Raw genomic sequence first — 20,604 nt, 5'->3', positions numbered from 1 at the left:
GATAGTACGAGATGAGCAAGCCCCAACAAGCTGGCGCGGTCGTGGTTCACGGCGGCGCCGGCGCGTCGTGCGGGAACGAAGACGGCTGCGTGCTCGCCGCGCGCCGCGCGCTGGCGCAGCTGGAAGTCAGCGGCGACGCGCTGGACGCCGCGGTCGCCGCCGTCAGCACCCTCGAAGACGATGGCCGCTTCAATGCCGGCAGCGGCTCGGTGTTGGGCCTCGACGGCGCCACCGTCGAAATGGATGCCTCGATCATGGATACCCGCGGCCGCCTCGGCGCGATCGCGTGCGTGCAGTCGGTGAAGAACCCGGTGCAGCTGGCGCGCGCCGTGGCCGACACGCCGCACTGGCTGCTGGCCGGCGACGGCGCCACCCGCTTCGCGCGTGCGATCGGCATGCGCGAAAGCGCGCCGGTGTCGGAGCGCCAGCGCGCCCACCACCGCAGGATCATGGCGCAACTGGCAGGCTCGGTGCCGGTCATGCCGGGCGTCGACACCCAGCTGTTCGAGCGCTTCTGGAACTACAACACGCCGCTGCGGCTGCCCGAAGGCGTGGCCTGCGATACGGTGGGCGCCGTGGTGCGCGGCGCCGACGGCCACTTCGCGGTGGCCTGCTCGACCGGCGGCTCGGCGCCGTCGCTGCTGGGGCGCGTCGGCGACACGCCGATCATTGGCAGCGGCTTCTATGCGGGTCCGGAGGGCGCGGTCGCGGCCACCGGCATCGGCGAGCAGATCGTGCGCCACCTGCTGGCGCGCACGGTCTACGGCTGGATCGCCGACGGCCTGCCGCTCGAACAGGCCCTGCGGCGCGGGATCGATCTGTTCGGGCCTGACGTCGAGGTCGGCCTGGCCGCCGTCAGCCGCATCGAGGCCGGCGCCCTTTCCAACAGCGACATGCCTTATTCGAAGATGGTGCAACGATGAACGACCAAGCACGGCAAAAGAACGGTCACCTGGTGATCATCGGCGGCGGAGAAGACCGCAAGCACGATATGGAAATCCTGTCGCGCTTCGTCGAGCTGTCCGGCGGCGCCGATGCGCGCATCGTGGTGATCACGGCGGCCAGCCAGATCGCCGACGAGATGTGGAAGATCTATGACGGCGTGTTCGGCACGCTGGGCGTGAAGGAACGCGCCCACCTCGAAATCACCAGCCGCGAGGACGCCAACGGCGAGGACTTCGTGCGCAAGGTGGCCGAGGCCGACGGCATCTTCATGACCGGCGGCGACCAGAAGCGCCTGCTGGCCCTGATCGGCGGCACCGCGATGGACGCCGAGATGCACACCGCGCTCAAGGTGCGCGGCGCCACGATCGGCGGCACCAGCGCCGGCGCCTCGGCGATGTCGGGCCATATGCTGGCCCAGGGCCGGGCCGATCTGCTGCCAGAAAAAGGCTCGGTGAGCCTGGGCGCCGGCCTCGGCTTCCTGCACCGCGTGGTGGTCGACCAGCATTTCTCGGAGCGCCAGCGGCTCTCGCGCCTGCTGTCGGTGGTAGCCCAGAACCCCTACCTGCAGGGGATCGGCATCGACGAGGACACGGCGCTGGTCATCGAACGCGGCGTCGGCATCGAGGTGCTGGGCGAAGGTGCGGTGACCGTGGTCGACGGCCGCTCGATGAGCACCAACGTGGCCGAGATCCGCGACCGCGCCACGCCCGAACTGATCGATGTGCGGCTGCACCTGCTGCCGGCCGGGACGAAGTATTCGCTGCCCGATGGAGAAGAACAGACCGGCAAGCGCGTGCCTGCCCAGTTGCTGGACTTCCTGGAAAACGTCACCAAACGGACCCTATTGTCATGAGAATCAAGGAAAAACGCCTGCTGCGCGGGCCCAATCTGTACGCCGCCAGTCCCTGCCTGGTGGCGCTGGTCGACAACGTCGGCATCAAGGGCCGCGGCTTCGCGGCGCGCCTGCTCGCGCTCCTGCCGGCGCTGCCGCTCGAGGCCGCGGCACGCCTGGCCGACGATGCCCTGCTGGTGGACGCCCTCGAGCCGGTCGTCATGGAATTGCAGCGCATGGCTGGCGCGCCGGGCGAGCATGGCGCGACCCTGCCAGTCCCTGGCCAGCCGGAACGGCGCCGCGTCGTGTGCGGCTACGCCATCGAACAGGTGGCCGAGGAAGCGCTGCGCACCGCGATCGCCCTGCTCGACGCGCTGGCGCACGAGCAGGCCTTCGACCTGCACGAGGCGCTGGCAGCGCTGCGCGAGACGGCTGAGCACCACGCGATCGGCACCAGCACCGGCGCCGTCGTCAATGCGGCGCTGCGGCGCGGGATCCCGGCGCTGCGCCTGACCGAATCGGCCAACCTGTTCCAGCTGGGCTGGGGCAGCCGCCAGAAAAGGCTGCAGGCGACGATCACCGGCGCCACCAATTCGATCGCGGTCGGCATCGCCAGCGACAAGCAGCTGACCAAGGCGCTGCTCGACCAGGCCGGCGTGCCGGTGCCGGAGGGCGACGTCGTCACCACGCTGGAGGCGGCCCAGCGCATCGCGCGCCGTCTCGGCCGGCCGGTGGCGGTGAAACCGCTGGACGCGAACCAGGGCAAGGGCGTGACGGTCGATTGCACGGGGCCTGATGCAGTGGCGCGCGCCTTCGAATTCGCTCGCAAGCATGGACGGCGCGTGATCGTCGAGGAACACCTGCGCGGGCGCGACTACCGCGTGCTGGTCACCGGCGGCAGGATCGCAGCCGCCTCGTGGCGCCGACCGCCGAACGTGACCGGCGACGGCAGGTCGACGATCCGCGAACTGGTGGAGATCGAGAACCGCAATCCGGCGCGCGGCGACGGCCACACGAACATCCTCACCAGGATCCCGCTCGACGCGCTGGCCGACGAGGCGCTGGCCAGGCAGGCATATACTCTCGACACGGTGCTGGAAGACGGCGCGAACGCCGACCTGCGCGGCAACGCCAACCTGTCGACCGGCGGCACGGCGGAAGACGTGACCGACCTGCTGCCGGAAGAAACACGCGACATCTGCATCCGCGCCGCGCTCACCATCGGCCTGGACGTGGCCGGGATCGACATCGTCTGCGAAGACATCGCGCGCCCGCTGCGCGCCCAGCGCGGCGGCATCATCGAAGTCAACGCGGCGCCCGGCATCCGCATGCACCAGTACCCGAGCCGCGGCACGCCGCGCGACGCGGGCGACGCCATCGTGGAGGCGCTGTTCGGCGGCTGCAACGGACGCATCCCGGTGGTGGCGGTGACCGGCACCAACGGCAAGACCACCACCAGCCTCCTGATCGAACACACGGTGCGCATGGCGGGCCTGCGCACCGGCGTGACCACCACCAGCGGCGTCTACCTGAACGGCCAGTTGGCCTATGAAGGCGACTGCACCGGCTACCATTCGGCGCGCAGCGTGCTGGGCGCACCGGACGTCGATTTCGCGGTGCTGGAGACGGCGCGCGGCGGCATCCTGAAGCGCGGCCTGGCCTATGACCGTTGCGACGTGGCGGTGGTGCTGAACGTCTCGGCCGACCACCTGGGCCTGGACGGCATCGACACCATCGACGACCTGGCGAAGGTGAAGGCGGTGGTAGCCAAGCGCGCCTCGCGCGCGGTGGTGCTCAATGCCGAGGACACGTATTGCGTGCAGATGGCGGCCGAACTGGCCGAGGGTGTGGAAATCATCTATTTCGCGCTCGACGCCGAAGACCCGGTGCTGCTGCGCCACGTGGAGCATGGCGGACGCGCGGTCTACCTGCAGGACTCGACGATCGTGATCGCGAGCGGCCTGCGCCACGAAGCGCTGCTGGACGTGCGCGAGATGCCGGCCTCGCTGGGCGGCCGCGCGCGCTACAACATCGCCAACGCGATGGCCGCCGCCGCGGCCTTGACCGCCTTCGGCTTCGACAATGGCGAAATCGCGGACGGCCTGCGCGGCTTCGTCTCGGACAGCAAGCACAATCCATTGCGCTCGAACCTGTTCGACGTGGACGGCGTGACGGTGGTGGTGGACTACGCCCACAACTGCGCCGCCTACGCCGCCCTGGCCGACATGGCGCGCGCGATGACCCCGGGCCGCCTGGTGGGTGTAGTCGCCGCCCCCGGCGACCGCCGCGACGCCGACCTGGTCGACATCGGCCGCACCTGCGCCGCCGGTTTCGACGAGCTGGTGATCTACGAAACCGAAAACCGCGGCCGCCCCGCCGGCGACACGGCGACGTTACTCGCGCGCGGCGCCAAACTAGGAAAAATCGACAGCGAGCAACTGCAAGTAGAACTGGACGTCCACCGCGCGATCCGCCTCGGCCTCTCGATGTGCCGCCCGGGCGACGTCCTGGTCTTCGGCTGCGGCTCCTCGATCTCCGAGCTAACCGAAGCCCTGCGCCCCACCCGCCCCGACCTCGCCCGCCGCATCGAAGCCACCACAACCTAACCCCACCGCCCCATTAACTAGGGTCAGAGTGAGATGCACCGGAATGGTGGACAGGGTTACCGACCAGCGGCGCCGCGCCCAGAGGGCGGCCGGGCCGTCGCCGCAGGCCGCCACCAGCAGGGTCCAGGCGCACAGCTCGCCAGCGGCATAGCTCGGGCAGGCCGTCCCGGCCTCGACCAGCGCCGCGCGCGCCTGCCGCACCGCGTCGCGCGCGCCCGGGGTGTCCAGCACCTCGGCCGCGAAGGCCAGGCAGCCGCCGTCCAGCGCGCCGGCGCCGAGATGCACGTACAGCGCCTCGGTCGGTCCTTCCAGGATGCGCATCACGCGCGCGTCGCGCATCAGGAGCGGAATCAGGTTCGGCTCCAGGTAGCCGCGTCCGCCCAGCAGCTGCATCGCCATGTCCGCCGCCTCCCACAGCAGTTCCGAGGCCACGCACTTGCAGGCCATGCAGGCTTCCTGCGGCAGGCCGCCGTCGCTGCCGCCGCGATCGTCGTGCGCGCCCAGCGCCAGCACCAGCGTCTCGAGCGCGGCGATCGCGCCGGTCAGCTCGTCCAGGCGCGCCAGCGTCACCGGGTGGTCGAGCAGGCGCCCGCCCGCCACCTCGCGCCGGCTGGCGTAGCGCAGCATCAGCTGGGCGCAACGCTTCATGCCGCCCACGCACAGCGCGCCGATGCCGAGCCGGGCAAAGGCCATCGCGTCGCGCGCCACCTCCATCCCGGCGCCCGGCTGGCCCAGCACGTGGGTGTCGGGCACGAACACGTCGTCGAAGCGCAGCGCGTTCTGGACCATGGCGCGCATGCCCATGGTCAGCGCCTCGGCTTCCTGGCGCAGGCCGGGCGCGTCGTCCGGCAGCAGCAGCGCCACCGTGCCCAACGCGGTGCCCTCTGCGTCGAGCGCGCGCGCCACCACCGTGATCCAGCCGGCCCAGTTGGCCAGGCCGATCAGGTGCTTGTCGCCGTTCAGGCGCCAGCCGCCGGGGCAGCGCTGGGCGCGGGTGCGCATCGCCAGCGGATTGGCGCCGGCCGCCGGTTCGGTCAGCGCGAAGGCGGCCAGCTGGCGCCCGCCGGCCAGGTGCGGCGCCACCGCCGCGCGCAGGCGCTCCGGCGCGAAGCGCAGCAGCGGCCGCAGGCCCAGGCCGTTGTGCACGCCGACCGCCGTGGCCAGGGTCAGGTCGATCGCGGCCAACTGCTCCATCAGACCCAGCAGGTCGACGGTGCACAAGGCCTTGCCGCCCAGCGCGAGCGGCGCCTGCATGCCCAGGAAGCCGTGATTGCCCAGGTCGAGCAGGACGTGCGGCGGCATCGTGCGGCGCTCGTCCATCAGGCGCGAGTCGAGCCGGCGCGGCGCCCAGCCCCGCAGCCAGTCGCGCATCGCGTGCGCCGTGCGCCGGCTGTCCTCGGCGGCGGACGGTTCGCGCCCGTCGCTGCTGCGGCGGCGCGGATGCAGCTCGCGGGCCGCGTACACCACGTCCAGTTCGCCGCGCGCATTGCGCGCCCGGCACAGCGCGCGCTGCACCTTGCCGCTGCTGGTGCGCGGAAAGGTCCCGGGACGCACCAGCACCACCAGCGCGACCGTGGTGCCGAAGCGGCTGGCGACCGCGCTGCGGATGCGCTGGGCCAGCGCGTCGAGCCGGGCCAGGCAGGCGCCGTCCGCCTGGCCGCGGCGCGCGAGGCGCACCAGGGCCCGGTCGGCCTCGATCACGATCGCCAGCCGCTCCTGGCCGCCATCGTCGACGCCGAACACCGCGCAGCGGTTCGGCTCCACGAAGCCGGCCACCTCTTCCACCAGCATCTCGACGTCCTGCGGATAGAGGTTGCGGCCATTGACGATCACCAGGTCCTTCAGGCGCCCGGTAATATATAGCTCGCCGTCGCGCACGAAACCCAGGTCGCCGGTGCGCAACCACGGCCCGGCGCCATCCGCCAGGCGCGCCTCGAAACAGGCTTGCGCCGCCGCCGGCGCATTGCGGTAGCCGCGCGCCACCGCGGCGCCGGCCAGCCAGATCTCGCCGACCCGCCCCGCCCCCGCCGGGCGGGCGCTGTCCGGATCGACCGCCAGCAGGTCGACGCCCGGCGCCGGCGGCCCGCAGCTCACCAGTTCGCGCGCATCGGGGTCACTGCGGTCGGCCTCGCGCACCTGGCCCGCCTCGAGCCGCGACTGGCTGATGGCGAGGGTGCGCGGCGCCTGCCCGCGCGGGCCGCCGGCCGCCAGCAGGGTGTGCTCGGCCAGGCCGTAGCACGGGAAGATCGCGCCGGGCTTGAGCCCGCATTCGGCGAACGCCGCAAACACGCGGCGCACGGTGGCCGCGCGCACCGGCTCGGCGCCGTTGTAGGCCACCGTCAGGCAGGACAGGTCGAGCCGGGCTTTATCTCGCTGCGTGACGCGGCGCGCGCACAGGTCCCAGGCGAAATCGGGCGCGCCGGCGCAGGTGGCGCGATAGGCGTCGATCGCTTCCAGCCAGCGCAGCGGCTGGCGCAGGAAAGTCGCGGGCGCCATCAGCACCGAGCGAAAGCCCACGCTGACGGGCACGACGATGCTGCCCACCAGCCCCATGTCGTGGAACGGCGGCAGCCAGCTCACCATCACGCTGTCGGCGTCGAAGCCGAAGGCGGCGCGGATCATCGCGACGTTGGCGGCCAGGCTGGCGTGGCCGACCTCGACCCCGCGCGGCGCTATGGTGGAGCCGGAGGTGTACTGGATGAAGGCCAGCGCGTCGGCCTCGACCGCAGGCAATGGCGCGGGCAACGGCGCGGACAACGGCGCCAGGTCGACGTCGGCCGCATCGGTGCACAGCAGGTGGGTGCGCCCGCCCGCCAGCGCCGGCGCCAGGGCGGGCGCCGCCTCGCGCGTGGCCAGGGCCAGCGCCGGATCGGCGTCGACCAGCAGCGCGCGCAGGTGCTGTTCGCTGCCATGGCGGCGCGGCAGCGGCGCCGGCACCGCCACCAGGCCGGCGCGCAGGCAGGCGAAGAAGGCGGTCACGAAGGCCAGGCCGGGCGGATACAGCAGCAGCGCGCGCTCGCCCGGCGCCGCCGCCCGCGCCAGCACGCCGGCCAGCGCATCGACGCGCGCGGCCAGCTCGCCGAAGCCGAGCGATTCCGCGCGCCCGTCCTCGCGCACGAAGGTGAAGGCGATGCGCGCCGGCGCCGCGCGCGCGTGGCGTTCCAGCTGCCGGACGACGAACGCCGCCTGCAGCGGCTCGCTCTCAGCCACGATAGCGCTCCTGGCCGGGCCGGTGGGTCGGACGGCCGGCGCCGGCGCGATTGCAGGCATTGGCCACCAGGCTGGCCCCGCGCCGCAACTGGGCCGGCGCATGCTGGGCCATCAGCTGCAGCCGCAGCCGGGCCGCGCCGAGCGGCACGCCGGGAAACTCGACCGGGTTGACGAACACGGCGTCGCGCGCCAGCAGCATGCCCGCCACCCGCGCCGCGGCCTCCGAACCGGTCCATACCGGCACGATCGGCGACGGACCGCCCAGGCAATGCAGGCCGGAACAGCCGAGCAAGGCGCGCAGCTCGACCGCGTTGCGCAGCAGGTCGGCGCGCAGGCCGTCGCCCTCGTTCGAGGCGGCGATGCGCAGGCTCGCCAGGGCCACCGCTGCCTGCATCGGCGACAGCGCGTTCGAGAACATGTGCGGCCCGGCGTACAGCTGCAGGCGGCGCCGCGCCGCCGGCTGGGCGCAGGCGACGAAGCCGCCGTTGGTGGCGAAGGTCTTGGAAAAGCTGCCCATCACGATGTCGGCCTTGCCCAGCATGCGCTGGCTGGCCACCACCCCGCCGCCGCCCGGCCCCAGCGCGCCCAGGTCGTGGGCGACGTCGACCAGCAGGGTCGCGCCGTACTCGCGGCACAGGTGCTGCAGCAGCGGCAGGTCGGGACTGTCCGCATCCATGCTGAACAGGCCCTCGGTCACCACCAGGATCGCGTTGACGGCGTCGCTCGCGCGGATCCGCGCCAGCAGCTCGCGCACGTGGTCGCAATCGAGGTGGCGGTGCACCAGCACGTTGCGGGTGGCGCAGGCCGCGCCCTGGCGCAGCGACGCATGGGCCAGGGCGTCGATCACCACGTGGTCGTGCGCGTGCACCAGGGCCGTGATGGCGCCGAAGGCCGCCGCCCAGCCGGTCGGGAACAGCACCAGCTGGTCCAGGCCCAGCAGCTCGCCCAGTGCCTGTTCCAGCGCCCGCGCATAGCGGCTCGTGCCCAGCAGGACGGCCGAGCCGGCGCTGTGCGGCCCGGCATCGTGCAGCGCGCGCCGGGCCGCCTCGTGCACCTCCGGATGGGCCGCCAGCGACAGATAATCCTGGGAAGCGAAGTTGATGCCGCGCGCAGGCGCCTCGCCGTCGGCGGCCACGCTGGCCAGCGGCCCGGGCGGCCCTTCCAGCACCCGCCCATAAGGCCACACGCCATGGCGCGCGCGCAGCTGGACCCAGGCGTCGAGCGCGCCGCCGCGGCGCAGCAGGTCGGGCCCGCGCGGCTGGGCATACAGGGCGACATTGCCGTCCAGGGCGCCCGAGGCGCCCAGCGTCGCCGGATCGCGCGCGGGGTCGAACGGAATCGGTTCATTCTGCACGGCGTCCTCCATTGACGGATTCAAGGATGCGGGGCGGCGGCAGCGGCGCCTCCGCGCACTCGCGCGCCTGGCGCGCCAGCAGCGCCGCCACCTGTTCGGGCGCCAGTGGCCGGTCGAACAGGTAACCCTGGGCGGCATCGACGCCCATCGCGCACAGGTCGCCCAGCTGCTCCGCGGTCTCGACGGATTCGGCGATCACGGAGAGGCCCAGGCGATGGGCCATCGCCACGATGCTGTCGGCGACCGCGTAGGCGCGCGCGCGGCCGCTGGCCGCCCCCAGGCGGCGCACGAACAGGCCATCCATCTTGAGGATGTCCACCGGCAGCTCGCACAGGTAGTTCAGGCTCGAATAGCCGGTCCCGAAATCGTCGATCGAGACCAGCACGCCGGCCCGCCGCAGCTGGCTGATGACGGCGCAGTTGGCGGCCAGGTCTTCGATCAGGATGCCTTCGGTGATCTCGAGGTCGAGGCAGGCCGGCGGCATCCCGGTCTGTGCCAGGATATCGATCACGCGCACGGCCAGCCCCGGCTCGCGCAGCTGGCGCGCCGACAGGTTGACCGCGGTCTTGATCTCCGGCAGGCCGGCGGCGCGCCAGGCGCGGTTCTGCAGGCAGGCGCAGCGCAGCACCCATTCGCCGATCGGGACGATCATTCCCGTCTCTTCGGCCAGCGGGATGAAGCGGCCCGGCTCGATCCGGCCGTACAGCGGATGGCGCCAGCGCAGCAGCGCCTCGACCCCGATCACGCGCCGCTCGCGCAGTTCGACCTGCGGCTGGTACTCGATGAACAGCTGGCCCTGGGCCAGCGCGTCGCGCAAGCCGTTCTTCAGCGCCAGGCGCTCGCTCTGCGGCGGCAGCGCCGCGGCTGCTCCGGCTCCGGCTCCGGCTCCGGCTTCGGCCCCGAGGGCGGCTGGGGCGGCGCCATTGACCGCATATACGCGCACGATGTTCTGGCCCCAGCCCTTGGCGCTGCGCATGGCGACGTCGGCCCGCTTGAGCAGCGCGTCGGCGTCGCAGCCGGCAGCCGGGTACAGCGCGATGCCGACCGCCAGGGTGACGTAGCAATCGCGCCCGGCGACCGTCAGCGGCGCCGTGAAGCGGTCCAGGATCTTGTCGGCCACCAGCTGGGCATCGGCCTGGCTGCCCAGGTCTTCGAGCAGGGCCACGAATTCGTCGCCGCCCCAGCGCGCCACCGTGTCGCAGTCGCGCAGGCAGCGCCGGACCGCATGGCCGGCCTGGTGCAGCAGCGCGTCCCCGGCCTCGTAGCCGAGGGCGTCGTTGATCTCCTTGAAGCGGTTGATGTTCAACAGCAGCAGCGCCACCAGACGGCCGTTGCGACGGGCGCGGTCCATCGCATGGCGCAGGCGGTCGCGCAGCAGGCGCCGGTTCAGCAGGCCCGTCAACTGGTCGCGTCCGTGGCCTTCGGCGCCCTCGGGCGGCGCGCGCAGGACCGCCACCGCCCCGCCCTCCGGCGCGGCCGGCGCCGCCGCGACTTCGGCCGGTCCGTCCTCGCCATGGCACAGCACCCGGTTGCGCCCGCCCGCCTTGGCCAGGTACAGGGCCTGGTCGGCGCGCACGATGGTGTGCGCCACCTTCTCGCCCAGCCGGTACTCGGCCACGCCGACCGACACCGTCAGCGTGATCGCCCGCTCGCCATCGAGGCAGCGCAGGCCCTCGACCACGCCGCGCGCCCGTTCGGCCAGCGCGATCGCGCTGGCGGCCGGCGTCTCGGGCAGCATCAGCAGGAACTCCTCGCCGCCGTAGCGCCCGAAGGCGTCGAGCGTGCGCAACTGGCCCTGGACCGACTGGGCGAAGGCGCGCAGCACGGCGTCGCCGGCAGCATGGCCATAGGTATCGTTGATGCGCTTGAAGAAGTCGATGTCGAACAGGCACAGGCAGAACTCGCTGCCGTGGCGGTCGGCGCGTTCCTTTTCCTTTTCCACCAGGTCGAGCAGGAAGCGGCGGTTGTGGATGCCGGTCAGCTCGTCGCGGATCGCCAGCTCGTTGATCGTGGACAGCGCCTGGCGCAGGCGCGAAAAACCTTCGTTCTTGGTCAGCTCGAACAGCAGCACGAACACCAGCACCACGACGTAGAGGCCAAGGTCGCACACCAGGTGCAGCAGCGGCATGTCGGCCCGCGGCGCCAGCGGCTGGGCCAGGCCAATCGCTTCCAGCAGGTAGATCAGGGTCGCGCTGGCGCAGCTCATGGCCAGCCAGAAGCCGGCGCAGTGCTTCCCGCCGAGGAACATGGCCACTACCGGCCCCGTGATCAGCCAGCTGACGGTGGGCGAGACGATGCCGCCCAGATGCCAGCTGAGCCAGCTGAAATTGAAGAATAGCGCGCACAGGAAGACTTCGCGCGCCGCCACCACGCTGCCGGTCAGGCGCAGCACGGGCGGGGCCGACAGCATCACGGCGCAGCACAGCAGGATCTCGACCGCGGCCGTTTCCAGGCCCAGCAGCCAGTAGGCAAGCGCGTACAGCGGTCCGGCGGTGCCGGCCATGACCGCCGCGTTGACCACATTGCCGGCGCGCGCGGTCTGCGCGGCATCCTGCTGCAGCGCGGCCGGGATGAAACGATGCGCGACGCCCAGGTAGCGCCCGCTCCACCGCTGTGTGCTGTCGTCGTTCATGGAATTCCCGGTTACCGTTGCGCACACTTGTGCCGTGGACACTCAAGGTCAGAGTGTAGGTAGGGAATTTCCTAACGACTTTATTTTCAAACAGACAGTTCGCAGGAAAACGCTGACCGTGCCGCGCCTTTTCGGCATGCGAAATAAATGACGCGCGCCAGCAACAGGATGCTGGCGCGCGTCATGGACAGCGGCTGCGCAGGGCGTATCGCCCCGCTGAAAAATCAGTCGTTCTTGACGACGATGCTCGGGAACTTGCTGCTCATGTCCTTGGCTTTTTCGGCGATCTTGACCGCCACCTTGCGCGCGATCTGCTTGTAGACCGCAGCGACCGCGCCTTCCGGATCGGCGACCACGGTCGGCCGCCCGGCATCGGCCTGCTCGCGGATCGACAGCGTCAAGGGCAGCGCACCCAGGAAGTCGACGCCGAAGTCGGCGCACATCTTCTCGCCGCCGCCATGGCCGAAGATCGCCTCGGTATGGCCGCAGTTGGAACAGGTGTGGGTGCTCATGTTCTCGACCACGCCCAGGATCGGGATGCCGACCTTCTCGAACATCTTGAGGCCCTTGCGGGCGTCGAGCAGGGCGATGTCCTGCGGCGTGGTGACGATCACGGCGCCGGTGACCGGCACTTTCTGCGACAGGGTCAGCTGGATGTCGCCGGTGCCCGGCGGCATGTCGACGATCAGGTAATCGAGGTCGCGCCAGTTGGTTTGCTCGAGCAGCTGCTGCAGCGCGCCGCTGGCCATCGGGCCGCGCCACACCATCGGCTCGTCCGGGTCGATCATGAAGCCGACCGAGGACACCTGGATGCCGTGGTTCTCGAGCGGTTCCATGGTTTTATTGTCATGGCTCAGCGGGCGGCCGCTGACGCCCAGCATCATCGGCTGCGACGGGCCATAGATGTCGGCGTCCAGGATGCCGACGCTGGCGCCTTCGGCGGACAGCGCCAGGGCCAGGTTGACGGCCGTGGTCGATTTGCCAACACCGCCCTTGCCCGAGGCGACGGCGATGATGTTCTTCACATTCGGCATGATCTTCATGCCGCGCTGGACGGTGTGCGACACGATCTTGCTATAGGCGCGGATCGCGACGCCTTCGACGCCGGGCAGTTCCAGCACGGCTGCGGCCGCCATGCCGCGCAGCATTTCGACCTGGCTGGCGGCCGGGTAGCCCAGCTCCAGCTCGAACGTGACTTGTCCGCCGTCGATCTTGATGTTCTTGACCGACTTGGTCGTGACGAAGTCTTTTTGGGTGTTAGGATCGATGACTTCCGACAAAGCGGTCTTGACGTCGTTCTCAGTGATGCTCATGGTGCTCTCCGGATGATATTGGGGCGAAGTGTAGCGCAAAACGGCCTCCGGGCTGGGCGGAAGGGGGTAAAAGCCGACAATACCCCCTGAGCGCACAGGGCCATCCGCTGGTAAAATGCTTCTTTTCATACAACCCGAGCGTTTCGACACCATGACCCGCAAGCTGTTCGTCACCACCGCCCTGCCCTACGCCAACGCTGCCTTCCATATCGGCCACATGATGGAATACATCCAGGCCGACATCTGGGTGCGCTTCCAGCGAATGCAGCGCGACAATGGTAAGCAGCGCGAGGTGCATTTCGTCTGCGCCGACGATACCCACGGCACGCCGATCATGATCGCGGCCGAGAAGGAAGGCATCACGCCGCAGGAATTCGTGGCCAAGATCGCCGCCGGCCGTGCGCAATACCTCGACGGCTTCCACATCGCCTTCGACAACTGGTATTCGACCGATTCGCCGGAAAACGTCGAACTGTCGCAGGGCATCTACCGCAAGCTGCGCGACGCCGGCCTGATCGTCACCAAGACGGTCGACCGTTTCTATGACACCGCCAAGGGCATGTTCCTGGCCGACCGCAATATCAAGGGCGAGTGCCCGGTCTGCCATGCGAAAGACCAGTATGGCGACAACTGCGAAGTGTGCGGCGCCGCCTACCAGCCGACCGAGCTGATCAACCCATTCTCGGTCTTCACCGGGTCGACCCCGGTATTGAAACCGTCGGAACAGTATTTCTTCAAGCTGTCCGACCCTCGCTGCTTCACTTTCCTGAAGGAATGGCTGAACACCCCGGGCCGCCTGCAGCCGGAAATGGTCAACAAGGTGTCGGAATGGCTGGGCGAAGAAGGCGAAAAACTGGCCGACTGGGATATCTCGCGCGACGCCCCCTATTTCGGCATCCCGATCCCGGATGCCCCAGGCAAATTCTTCTACGTATGGCTGGACGCGCCGGTCGGCTACCTGGCCAGCCTGAAGAATTATTTCGCCAGGCAGGGCCAGGACTTCGACGCCTTCCTGAACGACCCGGATGCCGAACAATTGCACTTCATCGGCAAGGACATCGTGTCGTTCCACCTGCTGTTCTGGCCGGCCATGCTGAACTTCTCGGGCCACCCGATCATCGACAAGCTCAAGGTGGCCGTGCACGGCCACCTGACCGTCAACAACGAGAAGATGTCCAAGTCGCGCGGCACCGGCATTTCGCCGCTGCGCTACCTGGAACTGGGCATGAACCCGGAATGGCTGCGCTACTACCTGGCCTTCAAGCTCAATGCCAAGGTGGAAGACCTGGACTTCAATGGCGACGACTTCGTCGCCCGAGTGAATAGCGACCTGATCGGCAAATACGTCAATATTGCCAGCCGCTGCGCCGGCTTCATTGCCAAACGCTTCGACGGCAAGCTGGCCGACAGCCTGTCGCAGACTGCCCGCGATACGATCTGCAAGGCCCTGATGGCGGATGGCGCCGAACGCCAGACCAGCATCGCCGCCGCCTTCGAGGCGCGCGAGTACGGCCGCGCCCTGCGCGAGATCATGGAAATCGCCGACGTCATCAACCAGTACGTCGACGAATACAAGCCATGGCTGCTGGCCAAGGACGACACCAAGACCGCCGAGCTGCACGATGTGTGCACCACGGCGCTCATCCTGTTCCGCCAGCTGACCGTCATGCTGGCGCCGGTACTGCCGAACGTGGCCGCGCGCGTTGCCGAATTCCTGGGCGATGCCGAACTGAGCTGGGCCGACACCCATGGCGCCGCCGTCTATGAAACGATGCTGGGCCGTACCATCGGCACCTATGCCCACCTGATGCAGCGCGTCGATGCCAAGATGGTCGAGAACCTGTTCGACAAGCCGGCCCAGCCTGCGGTTGCAGCGCCTGCTCCGAAGCTTGAGGTAGCGCAAGCGGCGGCCGCCGGCGATGGCGACATCGAAGCCCTGGCCCCGGAAATCTCGATCGACGATTTCACGAAAATCGACCTGCGCGTGGCGAAGATCGTCAACTGCGAACATGTGGAAGGCTCGAGCAAGCTGCTGCGCCTGACCCTGGACGTGGGCGAAGGTCGCCACCGCAATGTGTTCTCGGGCATCAAGTCGGCGTACCAGCCGGAAGACCTGATCGGCAAGCTGACCGTGCTGGTCGCCAACCTGGCGCCGCGCAAGATGAAATTCGGCGTCTCCGAAGGCATGGTACTGTGCGCATCGAGCGCCGACGAGAAAACGAACCCGGGCCTGTACCTGCTCGATCCGATGCCGGGCGCGACGCCGGGCATGCGCATCCGCTGATTCCAGCATATTGACGGGGCTGTCCTGCGGCCGGCACAGCCGGTCGTAGAGCGGCCTCATGCCAGCCCCGGGAAGCATTTCCCGAGCTTGTGGCGTGTGTGTACAATGCCATTTTTTAAATATGACAAAACGCCGCCACAAACTCTTTTGATAGGTAGCTAATAATATGACCGAATTGAATCCTCTCCGCCAAATCCCACAAGCCAATGTGTTCCGCAAGGGCGACGTCTTCGTCCTGTTCGGCGAACTGTTCGGCCGTGGTTATGTGAACGGCCTGATCGACGAAGCGCGCGCCGCCGGCATGACCATCGTCGGCATCACCGTCGGCCGCCGCGACGACGCCGGCGTCCTGCGCGCGCTGGACGAGGCAGAACTGGCTGAAGCGGAAGAGAAACTGGGTGGCCGCATCATCAACGTGCCGCTGATGGCCGGCTTCGACATGGACGCCTTGGCGGGCGAACAGAACCCGACCGAAATGCTGTCCGGCATCACCCTGAAGAACTGGCAGGAAGAAAAGCTGGACTGGGAACGCATCGAGCGCTGCCGCGCAGCCGGCGTGGCCCGTTTCACCGGCTCGGCCGCGACTGTCATGGCCGAGATCGACAAGCTGGTGCCGGAAGGCGCGAACGTCTTCTTCGCCCACACCATGGCGGGCGGCATTCCACGCATCAAGGCCTTCCTGGCCATTGCCAACCGCATCTATAAAGGCCGCGGCGAGCGCTTCATGTCTTCGCGCGCCCTGCTCGACAGCGACCTGGGCAAGCTGATCCTGATGAACTTCGACGAAGTCTCGGCCAACACGCTCAAGTACCTGATCGACGCCTCCGCCGCGATCCGCGCCCGCGTCGAGCAGGCCGGCGGCGAAGTGCGCTACACCGCCTATGGCTACCACGGCACCGAGATCCTGATCGAGGACCGCTACCAGTGGCAGACCTATACCAACTACACCCAGGGCTACGCCAAGATGCGCCTGGAATCGATTGCCGAAGCAGCCTGGAAGGGCGGCGTGGCCGCGACCGTGTTCAACTGCCCGGAAATCCGCACCAACTCGTCCGACATCTTCGTTGGCGTCGAGCTGTCGCTGTTCCCGCTGCTGCGCGCCCTCAAGAAAGAAGGCGGCGGCGCCTGGGCCGACGAGCAATGGCGCATCTGCGAAGAACTGCTGGGCGAAGGCACGTCGCTGCAACAGCTGCTCGACACCATCGAGGGCTACAATAACGACGCGACCAGCGCCACCTTCCGCAACTTCGAAGCCTGGCCGATGGACAATACTCCGGAGCTGGCCGAGGTCATGATCGGCACCTCGGAAGCCATCACCGCCCTCCACAAGGATAAAAAGGCGCTGATCACCGACCACCTGTCGAGCCTGGTTCTGGAAGGCGCCGGCCCGTTGATGTTCCATGGCGCATCGGAAAAAATCGCACCGGTGCTGTGGCTCAACCACGACATCATCGCCCGTCAGCTGAACGAGTTGCACAAGTAAGACTTGACGCAAGCGGCGGCTGGCCGAAGAATCAGCCCCGTCGCTTTTCATTTGCATAGATACCCCGCACACCATGATCTTCTCGAAAAAACACGTGATGTACGAATCCGAGCACACCAAGTTCATCTCGGAGCTCAAGAAACAGAATCCCCACCTCGACGCAGGCCAGGTCGCCGGCCGCGCCCTGCTGTGGGACAAGGAGCCGATCTCGCTCGACGAGCAGGCCCGCGTGAAGGAATCGCGCCTGAGCCAGCAAGCCTACCCGTACCAGAGCAAGGTCTAAGGGCGTCGACGCATGATGCCCGAGGGGGCGGCCGACGGGCAGGACCTGCCCGTTGTTGCCACCATGGACACCCAGCACGCCGCGCCGCCCCCGCCCGAGGACGCCGCGATCGCGCGCCTGTATGGCGAACCGCTGACGCGGCTGCCGAACGACCTGTACATCCCGCCCGACGCGCTCGAGATCTTCCTCGACGCCTTCGAAGGTCCGCTCGACCTGCTGCTGTACCTGATTCGCAAGCAAAACTTCAACATCCTCGACATCCCGATGGCGCAGGTAACCCTGCAATACCTGGAATACGTCGAGCAGATCCGCAAGAGCAATCTCGAGCTGGCGGCGGAATACCTGTTGATGGCTGCGATGCTGATCGAAATCAAATCGCGCATGTTGCTGCCCAAGCGCCAGGACGACCTGGTCGAGGATGCCGGCGACCCGCGCGCCGAACTCGTGCGCCGCCTGCTGGACTATGAACAGATCAAGTCCGCCGCCGTCGCCCTTGGCAATGTGCCGCAAGAAGGCCGCGACTTCGTCCGCCCCCAGCTGTTCGTGGAACAGGGCCTGGTGGCGCCGCTGCCCGACGTCGATCCCTGGGACTTGCAGCGCGCCTGGCTCGACGTGCTGCGCCGCGCCAAGCTGACCCAGCACCACCGGATCGGGCGCCAGGAACTGTCGGTGCGCGAACACATGTCGGCCATCCTGCGCACGCTGCAATCGCAGCGCTTCGTCGAGTTCGGCGACCTGTTCCTGGGCCAGCACACCGTTCCCATCGTGGTAGTACACTTTGTCGCCATGCTCGAACTGGCGAAAGAAACATTGATTGAAATCACGCAGGCCGAGCCTTTCGCGCCGATCTACGTGCGCCTGGCCTATTCGCCGGCTTGAAGCCGGTCTATTCTCATCCGATCACCATGAAAATCATTTCTTCCATTGACGAATTGCGCGACCAGTTGCGCGGCCAGCTGCGCACCGCCTTCGTGCCGACGATGGGCAATCTGCACGAAGGCCACCTGTCGCTGATGCGCCTGGCGCGCCGCCACGGCGACCCGGTGGTGGCGTCGATCTTCGTCAACCGCCTGCAGTTCGGCCCGAACGAGGATTTCGACAAATACCCGCGCACCTTCCAGGAAGACGTGGCCAAGCTGGAAAAAGAAGGCGTGTACGTCCTGTTCGCGCCGACCGAAAAAGACCTGTACCCGGAACCGCAGGAATACCGCGTGCGCCCGCCGGATGACCTGGGAAATACGCTGGAAGGCGAATTCCGCCCCGGCTTCTTCGAGGGCGTGTGCACCGTCGTGACCAAGCTGTTTTCCTGCGTGCAGCCGCGCGTGGCCGTGTTCGGCAAGAAGGATTACCAGCAGCTCATGATCATCCGAAATATGGCGCGCCAGTTCGCGCTGCCGACCGAGATCATCGGCGCCGAAACCTTCCGCGCCGAGGACGGCCTGGCGCTGTCCTCGCGCAACGGCTACCTGTCGAGCGCCGAGCGGGCCGAGGCGCCGCTGCTGTACCAGCAGCTGAATGCGGTGGCCGACAGCATCCGCAGCGGCGCGCGCGACATCGACGCCGTGCAGGCGCAGGCGATGGCGGCCCTGGCCGAGCGCGGCTGGAAGCCCGATTATATCTCGGTGCGCAAGCGCATCGACCTGCAGGTGCCGGGCGCGGCCGACCTGGAGCGCGGCGAACCGCTGGTGGTGCTGGCCGCGGCCAAGCTGGGCACGACCCGCCTGATCGACAACCTGGAGATCTGATCGATGCAAAAGCTGCACGATTGATTTCCTGTTTGCAATAAAATTGCAAAGAGCGTTATACTTCCGTGCAGCAGCATTTTACAATCACGTCCAGGACCCCGCCGTGAACGTCTCCGATGCCGTCGCCATTGCCCGCAAGGGCCCGCCCAAGCCTTCCGACCTGTTGACCCGTATTCCCGGCAATGCCGCGCCGCACCAGATGTCGGACCCGTTCGACATCGGCGAAGCCCTGAGCGCGCTGGCGCAGAGCGGCGATCCGGTGACGGTCTATTGCGGCATCGAGGAGCCGGTCCTGGCCAGGATCGAGTCGGTCGATCCCGAATTGCCGCATTTCGTGCTGGACTTTACCGGCAGCGCGCTGCCGTCCACCCACCACGCCACCTTTGTCGCCGCGATCGGCGGCAATGCCAAGCTGCAGTTCGAGCTGGAAAGCGACTGGGCCACCGTGCTAGAGCAGCCGCACCTGGTGCCGGCGACCTTCCCCGGCCACTGCCTGGTGTTGAACCGGCGCTCGACGCGCCGCATCGAGACCCCGATCGGCGGCAACTATACCGCCAGCTTCGGCCTGTCGGGCAAGCAGTACGAACTACCCTTATACGATTTTTCCCAGGGCGGCATCGGCATGCGCGCCTCGCCCGAGCAGTGCTTTGGCCTGCACGTGGGCAAGAAACTGATCGGGGTGCGGCTGGAACTGGGGCCGGCGCTGATGGTCGTGGCCGACCTCGAGGTGCGCCTGATGCGGCCATTCCGCACCTTCCTGCTCGGCGAGCAGGTGCAGATCGGCTGCAGCTTCGTGAATATTTCGATGCAGTTGCAGCAGACCCTGGAACGTTTCGTCACGACCGGCCAGCCGGAACGACGGGTTGCCCAGCGTCCAATCGCCTAGAATTCGACCTCGGCGGCAGGCGCCGGCCGCACCCGGTGCGCGTAGCCGCCGATATTGGCCAGCGTCGCCGTGTGGTGGCGCGATATCTGCGCTGCTTTCAACAGGCCGCTATCGCAGGTCGAGTGCCCGTCCGATACCAGCGTGACTTCGTAGCCCAGTCCCAGCGCGCGGCGCGTCGTCGAATCGATGCAATAGTCGCTCTGCAATCCGCAAATGACGACCCGCGTCACGCCGCGCCGCGCGAGTTCCTCGTGCAGCCCGGTGCCATGGAAGGCATCGCTCGCGGCCTTGCCCACGCGCAGGTCGGCGCCGTCCACGACCAGTCCCTGCGCCAGCGCCCACCCTTCGCTGCCGCGCGCCAACGGTCCGTCGTCTTCTTCGTGCTGGACCAGCACGACCGGCACGCCGGCGTGGCGCGCCCTGGCCCCGAGCAGGTTGATACGCTCGATCAGGCCTTCGCTCCCGAACGCCGCTTCTTCGCCAAAACACAAGGCCTGCTGGACATCGATGACGAGCAGGGCTATCGACATGGGAGCTCTAACAACGGGATCGATGCGCCGGCCCTCACGTCAGCACCCCTGGATTGCCCTGCCAGACCATGTAGTCGCTGACGATGTAGGCAAAGCCATTGGCCGAGGTATTGCTCACGACCCGCACCAGGTTGTACCGGATCGGCGTACCGTGGACGCGCACGCCGGTGCCCGGCAAGGAGATCGCCGCCACGGGCGGAATCGCGTTTGCCACGATACGCACGATGGCGTCGTCCATGATGGCGCGTTCGATCGCCTTGTCCGGACCGGCGTAGCGGGGATTGGTCGCCGGGCCGGTATTGTGATCCCGGTAGGCATGGCCGCGGTTGAACTTGAACTGATACGTCTGGTAAGTGTATTCGCGCCGCTCTTCGGCCCCGGCGCCGGTGATATCCACCGACGTGTCGACCATGAGGATTTCGGCGAGCTTGGTTGCGATCACTGCATCAAGAGGCATGGTTTTTCTCTCCTGGCAAAACAACCGGGATGCGTCGTCGGGAT

At 68.2% G+C, this 20,604-nt stretch carries 15 protein-coding genes; 9 read left to right on the top strand and 6 right to left on the bottom strand.

All coding sequences use genetic code 11. The features are described from left to right. The first annotated feature begins 11 nt into the window (after positions 1-11). The 3 genes from Q9246_RS10490 to cphA are packed head-to-tail and all read left to right on the top strand — an operon-like array spanning position 12 to position 4,383. The gene (locus Q9246_RS10490) at positions 12-923 is read left to right on the top strand and encodes an isoaspartyl peptidase/L-asparaginase (RefSeq protein ID WP_306397494.1); all 912 of its coding nucleotides are present in this window, start codon (positions 12-14) and stop codon (positions 921-923) included. Further along, on the top strand, positions 920-1,798 hold the full coding sequence (locus tag Q9246_RS10485) for a cyanophycinase (RefSeq protein ID WP_306397493.1): 879 nt from the start codon (positions 920-922) through the stop codon (positions 1,796-1,798). The genes Q9246_RS10490 and Q9246_RS10485 overlap by 4 nt, the downstream gene beginning before the upstream one ends. After that, complete coding sequence (cphA, locus tag Q9246_RS10480) at positions 1,795-4,383, top strand: cyanophycin synthetase (RefSeq protein ID WP_306397492.1); 2,589 nt, start codon at positions 1,795-1,797, stop codon at positions 4,381-4,383. Before Q9246_RS10485 ends, cphA begins: the two co-directional genes overlap by 4 nt. Here cphA and Q9246_RS10475 read toward each other — a convergent pair. The 4 genes from Q9246_RS10475 to apbC all read right to left on the bottom strand — a co-directional run bounded on the left by Q9246_RS10475 (position 4,318) and on the right by apbC (position 12,892). After that, on the bottom strand, positions 4,318-7,593 hold the full coding sequence (locus Q9246_RS10475; protein WP_306397491.1) for an AMP-binding protein: 3,276 nt from the start codon (positions 7,591-7,593) through the stop codon (positions 4,318-4,320). The genes cphA and Q9246_RS10475 overlap by 66 nt on opposite strands. After that, positions 7,586-8,947, bottom strand: coding sequence for an aminotransferase class I/II-fold pyridoxal phosphate-dependent enzyme (locus Q9246_RS10470; RefSeq protein WP_306397490.1), 1,362 nt, complete (start codon positions 8,945-8,947; stop codon positions 7,586-7,588). Before Q9246_RS10470 ends, Q9246_RS10475 begins: the two co-directional genes overlap by 8 nt. Continuing rightward, a complete protein-coding gene (locus Q9246_RS10465; protein ID WP_306397489.1) occupies positions 8,937-11,579 on the bottom strand; it encodes a putative bifunctional diguanylate cyclase/phosphodiesterase in 2,643 nt (880 codons plus the stop codon). Before Q9246_RS10465 ends, Q9246_RS10470 begins: the two co-directional genes overlap by 11 nt. Before the next feature lie 224 nt (positions 11,580-11,803). Beyond that, positions 11,804-12,892: an iron-sulfur cluster carrier protein ApbC gene (apbC, locus tag Q9246_RS10460; RefSeq protein ID WP_306397488.1), complete on the bottom strand. Its 1,089-nt coding sequence runs from the start codon at positions 12,890-12,892 to the stop codon at positions 11,804-11,806. A 151-nt stretch (positions 12,893-13,043) separates the two neighbouring features. Here apbC and metG point away from each other — a divergent pair, with 151 nt between their 5' ends. From metG to Q9246_RS10430, 6 genes are all read left to right on the top strand, one after another. Then, the gene (gene metG, locus Q9246_RS10455; RefSeq protein WP_306397487.1) at positions 13,044-15,176 is read left to right on the top strand and encodes a methionine--tRNA ligase; all 2,133 of its coding nucleotides are present in this window, start codon (positions 13,044-13,046) and stop codon (positions 15,174-15,176) included. A 166-nt stretch (positions 15,177-15,342) separates the two neighbouring features. Continuing rightward, positions 15,343-16,659 (top strand): enoyl ACP reductase FabMG family protein, encoded by a 1,317-nt coding sequence (locus Q9246_RS10450; protein ID WP_306397486.1) that lies wholly within the window; start codon positions 15,343-15,345, stop codon positions 16,657-16,659. A gap of 73 nt (positions 16,660-16,732) precedes the next feature. Beyond that, on the top strand, positions 16,733-16,942 hold the full coding sequence (locus Q9246_RS10445) for a DUF3460 family protein (RefSeq protein WP_306397485.1): 210 nt from the start codon (positions 16,733-16,735) through the stop codon (positions 16,940-16,942). A 12-nt stretch (positions 16,943-16,954) separates the two neighbouring features. Then, positions 16,955-17,821, top strand: a complete 867-nt coding sequence (locus Q9246_RS10440) for a segregation and condensation protein A (RefSeq protein WP_422802365.1) — start codon at positions 16,955-16,957, stop codon at positions 17,819-17,821. A 26-nt stretch (positions 17,822-17,847) separates the two neighbouring features. Then, on the top strand, positions 17,848-18,687 hold the full coding sequence (gene panC / locus Q9246_RS10435) for a pantoate--beta-alanine ligase (RefSeq protein WP_306397484.1): 840 nt from the start codon (positions 17,848-17,850) through the stop codon (positions 18,685-18,687). 103 nt (positions 18,688-18,790) lie between these two features. Next, entirely contained in the window at positions 18,791-19,573 is a 783-nt protein-coding gene (locus tag Q9246_RS10430; protein WP_306397483.1) for a PilZ domain-containing protein, read from the top strand. Here Q9246_RS10430 and Q9246_RS10425 read toward each other — a convergent pair. Further along, positions 19,570-20,103: a cysteine hydrolase family protein gene (locus tag Q9246_RS10425; protein WP_306397482.1), complete on the bottom strand. Its 534-nt coding sequence runs from the start codon at positions 20,101-20,103 to the stop codon at positions 19,570-19,572. The genes Q9246_RS10430 and Q9246_RS10425 overlap by 4 nt on opposite strands. A gap of 34 nt (positions 20,104-20,137) precedes the next feature. Beyond that, the gene (locus Q9246_RS10420) at positions 20,138-20,560 is read right to left on the bottom strand and encodes a hypothetical protein (RefSeq protein WP_306397481.1); all 423 of its coding nucleotides are present in this window, start codon (positions 20,558-20,560) and stop codon (positions 20,138-20,140) included. Positions 20,561-20,604: the final 44 nt, after the last annotated feature.

Source organism: Telluria beijingensis, assembly GCF_030770395.1.
GTDB classification, from domain to species: domain Bacteria; phylum Pseudomonadota; class Gammaproteobacteria; order Burkholderiales; family Burkholderiaceae_D; genus Telluria; species Telluria beijingensis.
This window is presented reverse-complemented; position numbering and strand designations above follow the sequence as displayed.

Excerpts from the sequence above, each read along its gene's own strand:
- apbC (WP_306397488.1), bottom strand. The coding sequence starts at position 12,892 with ATGAGCATCACTGAGAACGACGTCAAGACCGCTTTGTCGGAAGTCATC.
- Q9246_RS10485 (WP_306397493.1), top strand. The coding sequence starts at position 920 with ATGAACGACCAAGCACGGCAAAAGAACGGTCACCTGGTGATCATCGGC.
- metG (WP_306397487.1), top strand. The coding sequence starts at position 13,044 with ATGACCCGCAAGCTGTTCGTCACCACCGCCCTGCCCTACGCCAACGCT.
- Q9246_RS10425 (WP_306397482.1), bottom strand. The coding sequence starts at position 20,103 with ATGTCGATAGCCCTGCTCGTCATCGATGTCCAGCAGGCCTTGTGTTTT.
- Q9246_RS10420 (WP_306397481.1), bottom strand. The coding sequence starts at position 20,560 with ATGCCTCTTGATGCAGTGATCGCAACCAAGCTCGCCGAAATCCTCATG.
- Q9246_RS10445 (WP_306397485.1), top strand. The coding sequence starts at position 16,733 with ATGATCTTCTCGAAAAAACACGTGATGTACGAATCCGAGCACACCAAG.
- cphA (WP_306397492.1), top strand. The coding sequence starts at position 1,795 with ATGAGAATCAAGGAAAAACGCCTGCTGCGCGGGCCCAATCTGTACGCC.
- Q9246_RS10450 (WP_306397486.1), top strand. The coding sequence starts at position 15,343 with ATGACCGAATTGAATCCTCTCCGCCAAATCCCACAAGCCAATGTGTTC.
- panC (WP_306397484.1), top strand. The coding sequence starts at position 17,848 with ATGAAAATCATTTCTTCCATTGACGAATTGCGCGACCAGTTGCGCGGC.
- Q9246_RS10465 (WP_306397489.1), bottom strand. The coding sequence starts at position 11,579 with ATGAACGACGACAGCACACAGCGGTGGAGCGGGCGCTACCTGGGCGTC.
- Q9246_RS10490 (WP_306397494.1), top strand. The coding sequence starts at position 12 with ATGAGCAAGCCCCAACAAGCTGGCGCGGTCGTGGTTCACGGCGGCGCC.
- Q9246_RS10440 (WP_422802365.1), top strand. The coding sequence starts at position 16,955 with ATGATGCCCGAGGGGGCGGCCGACGGGCAGGACCTGCCCGTTGTTGCC.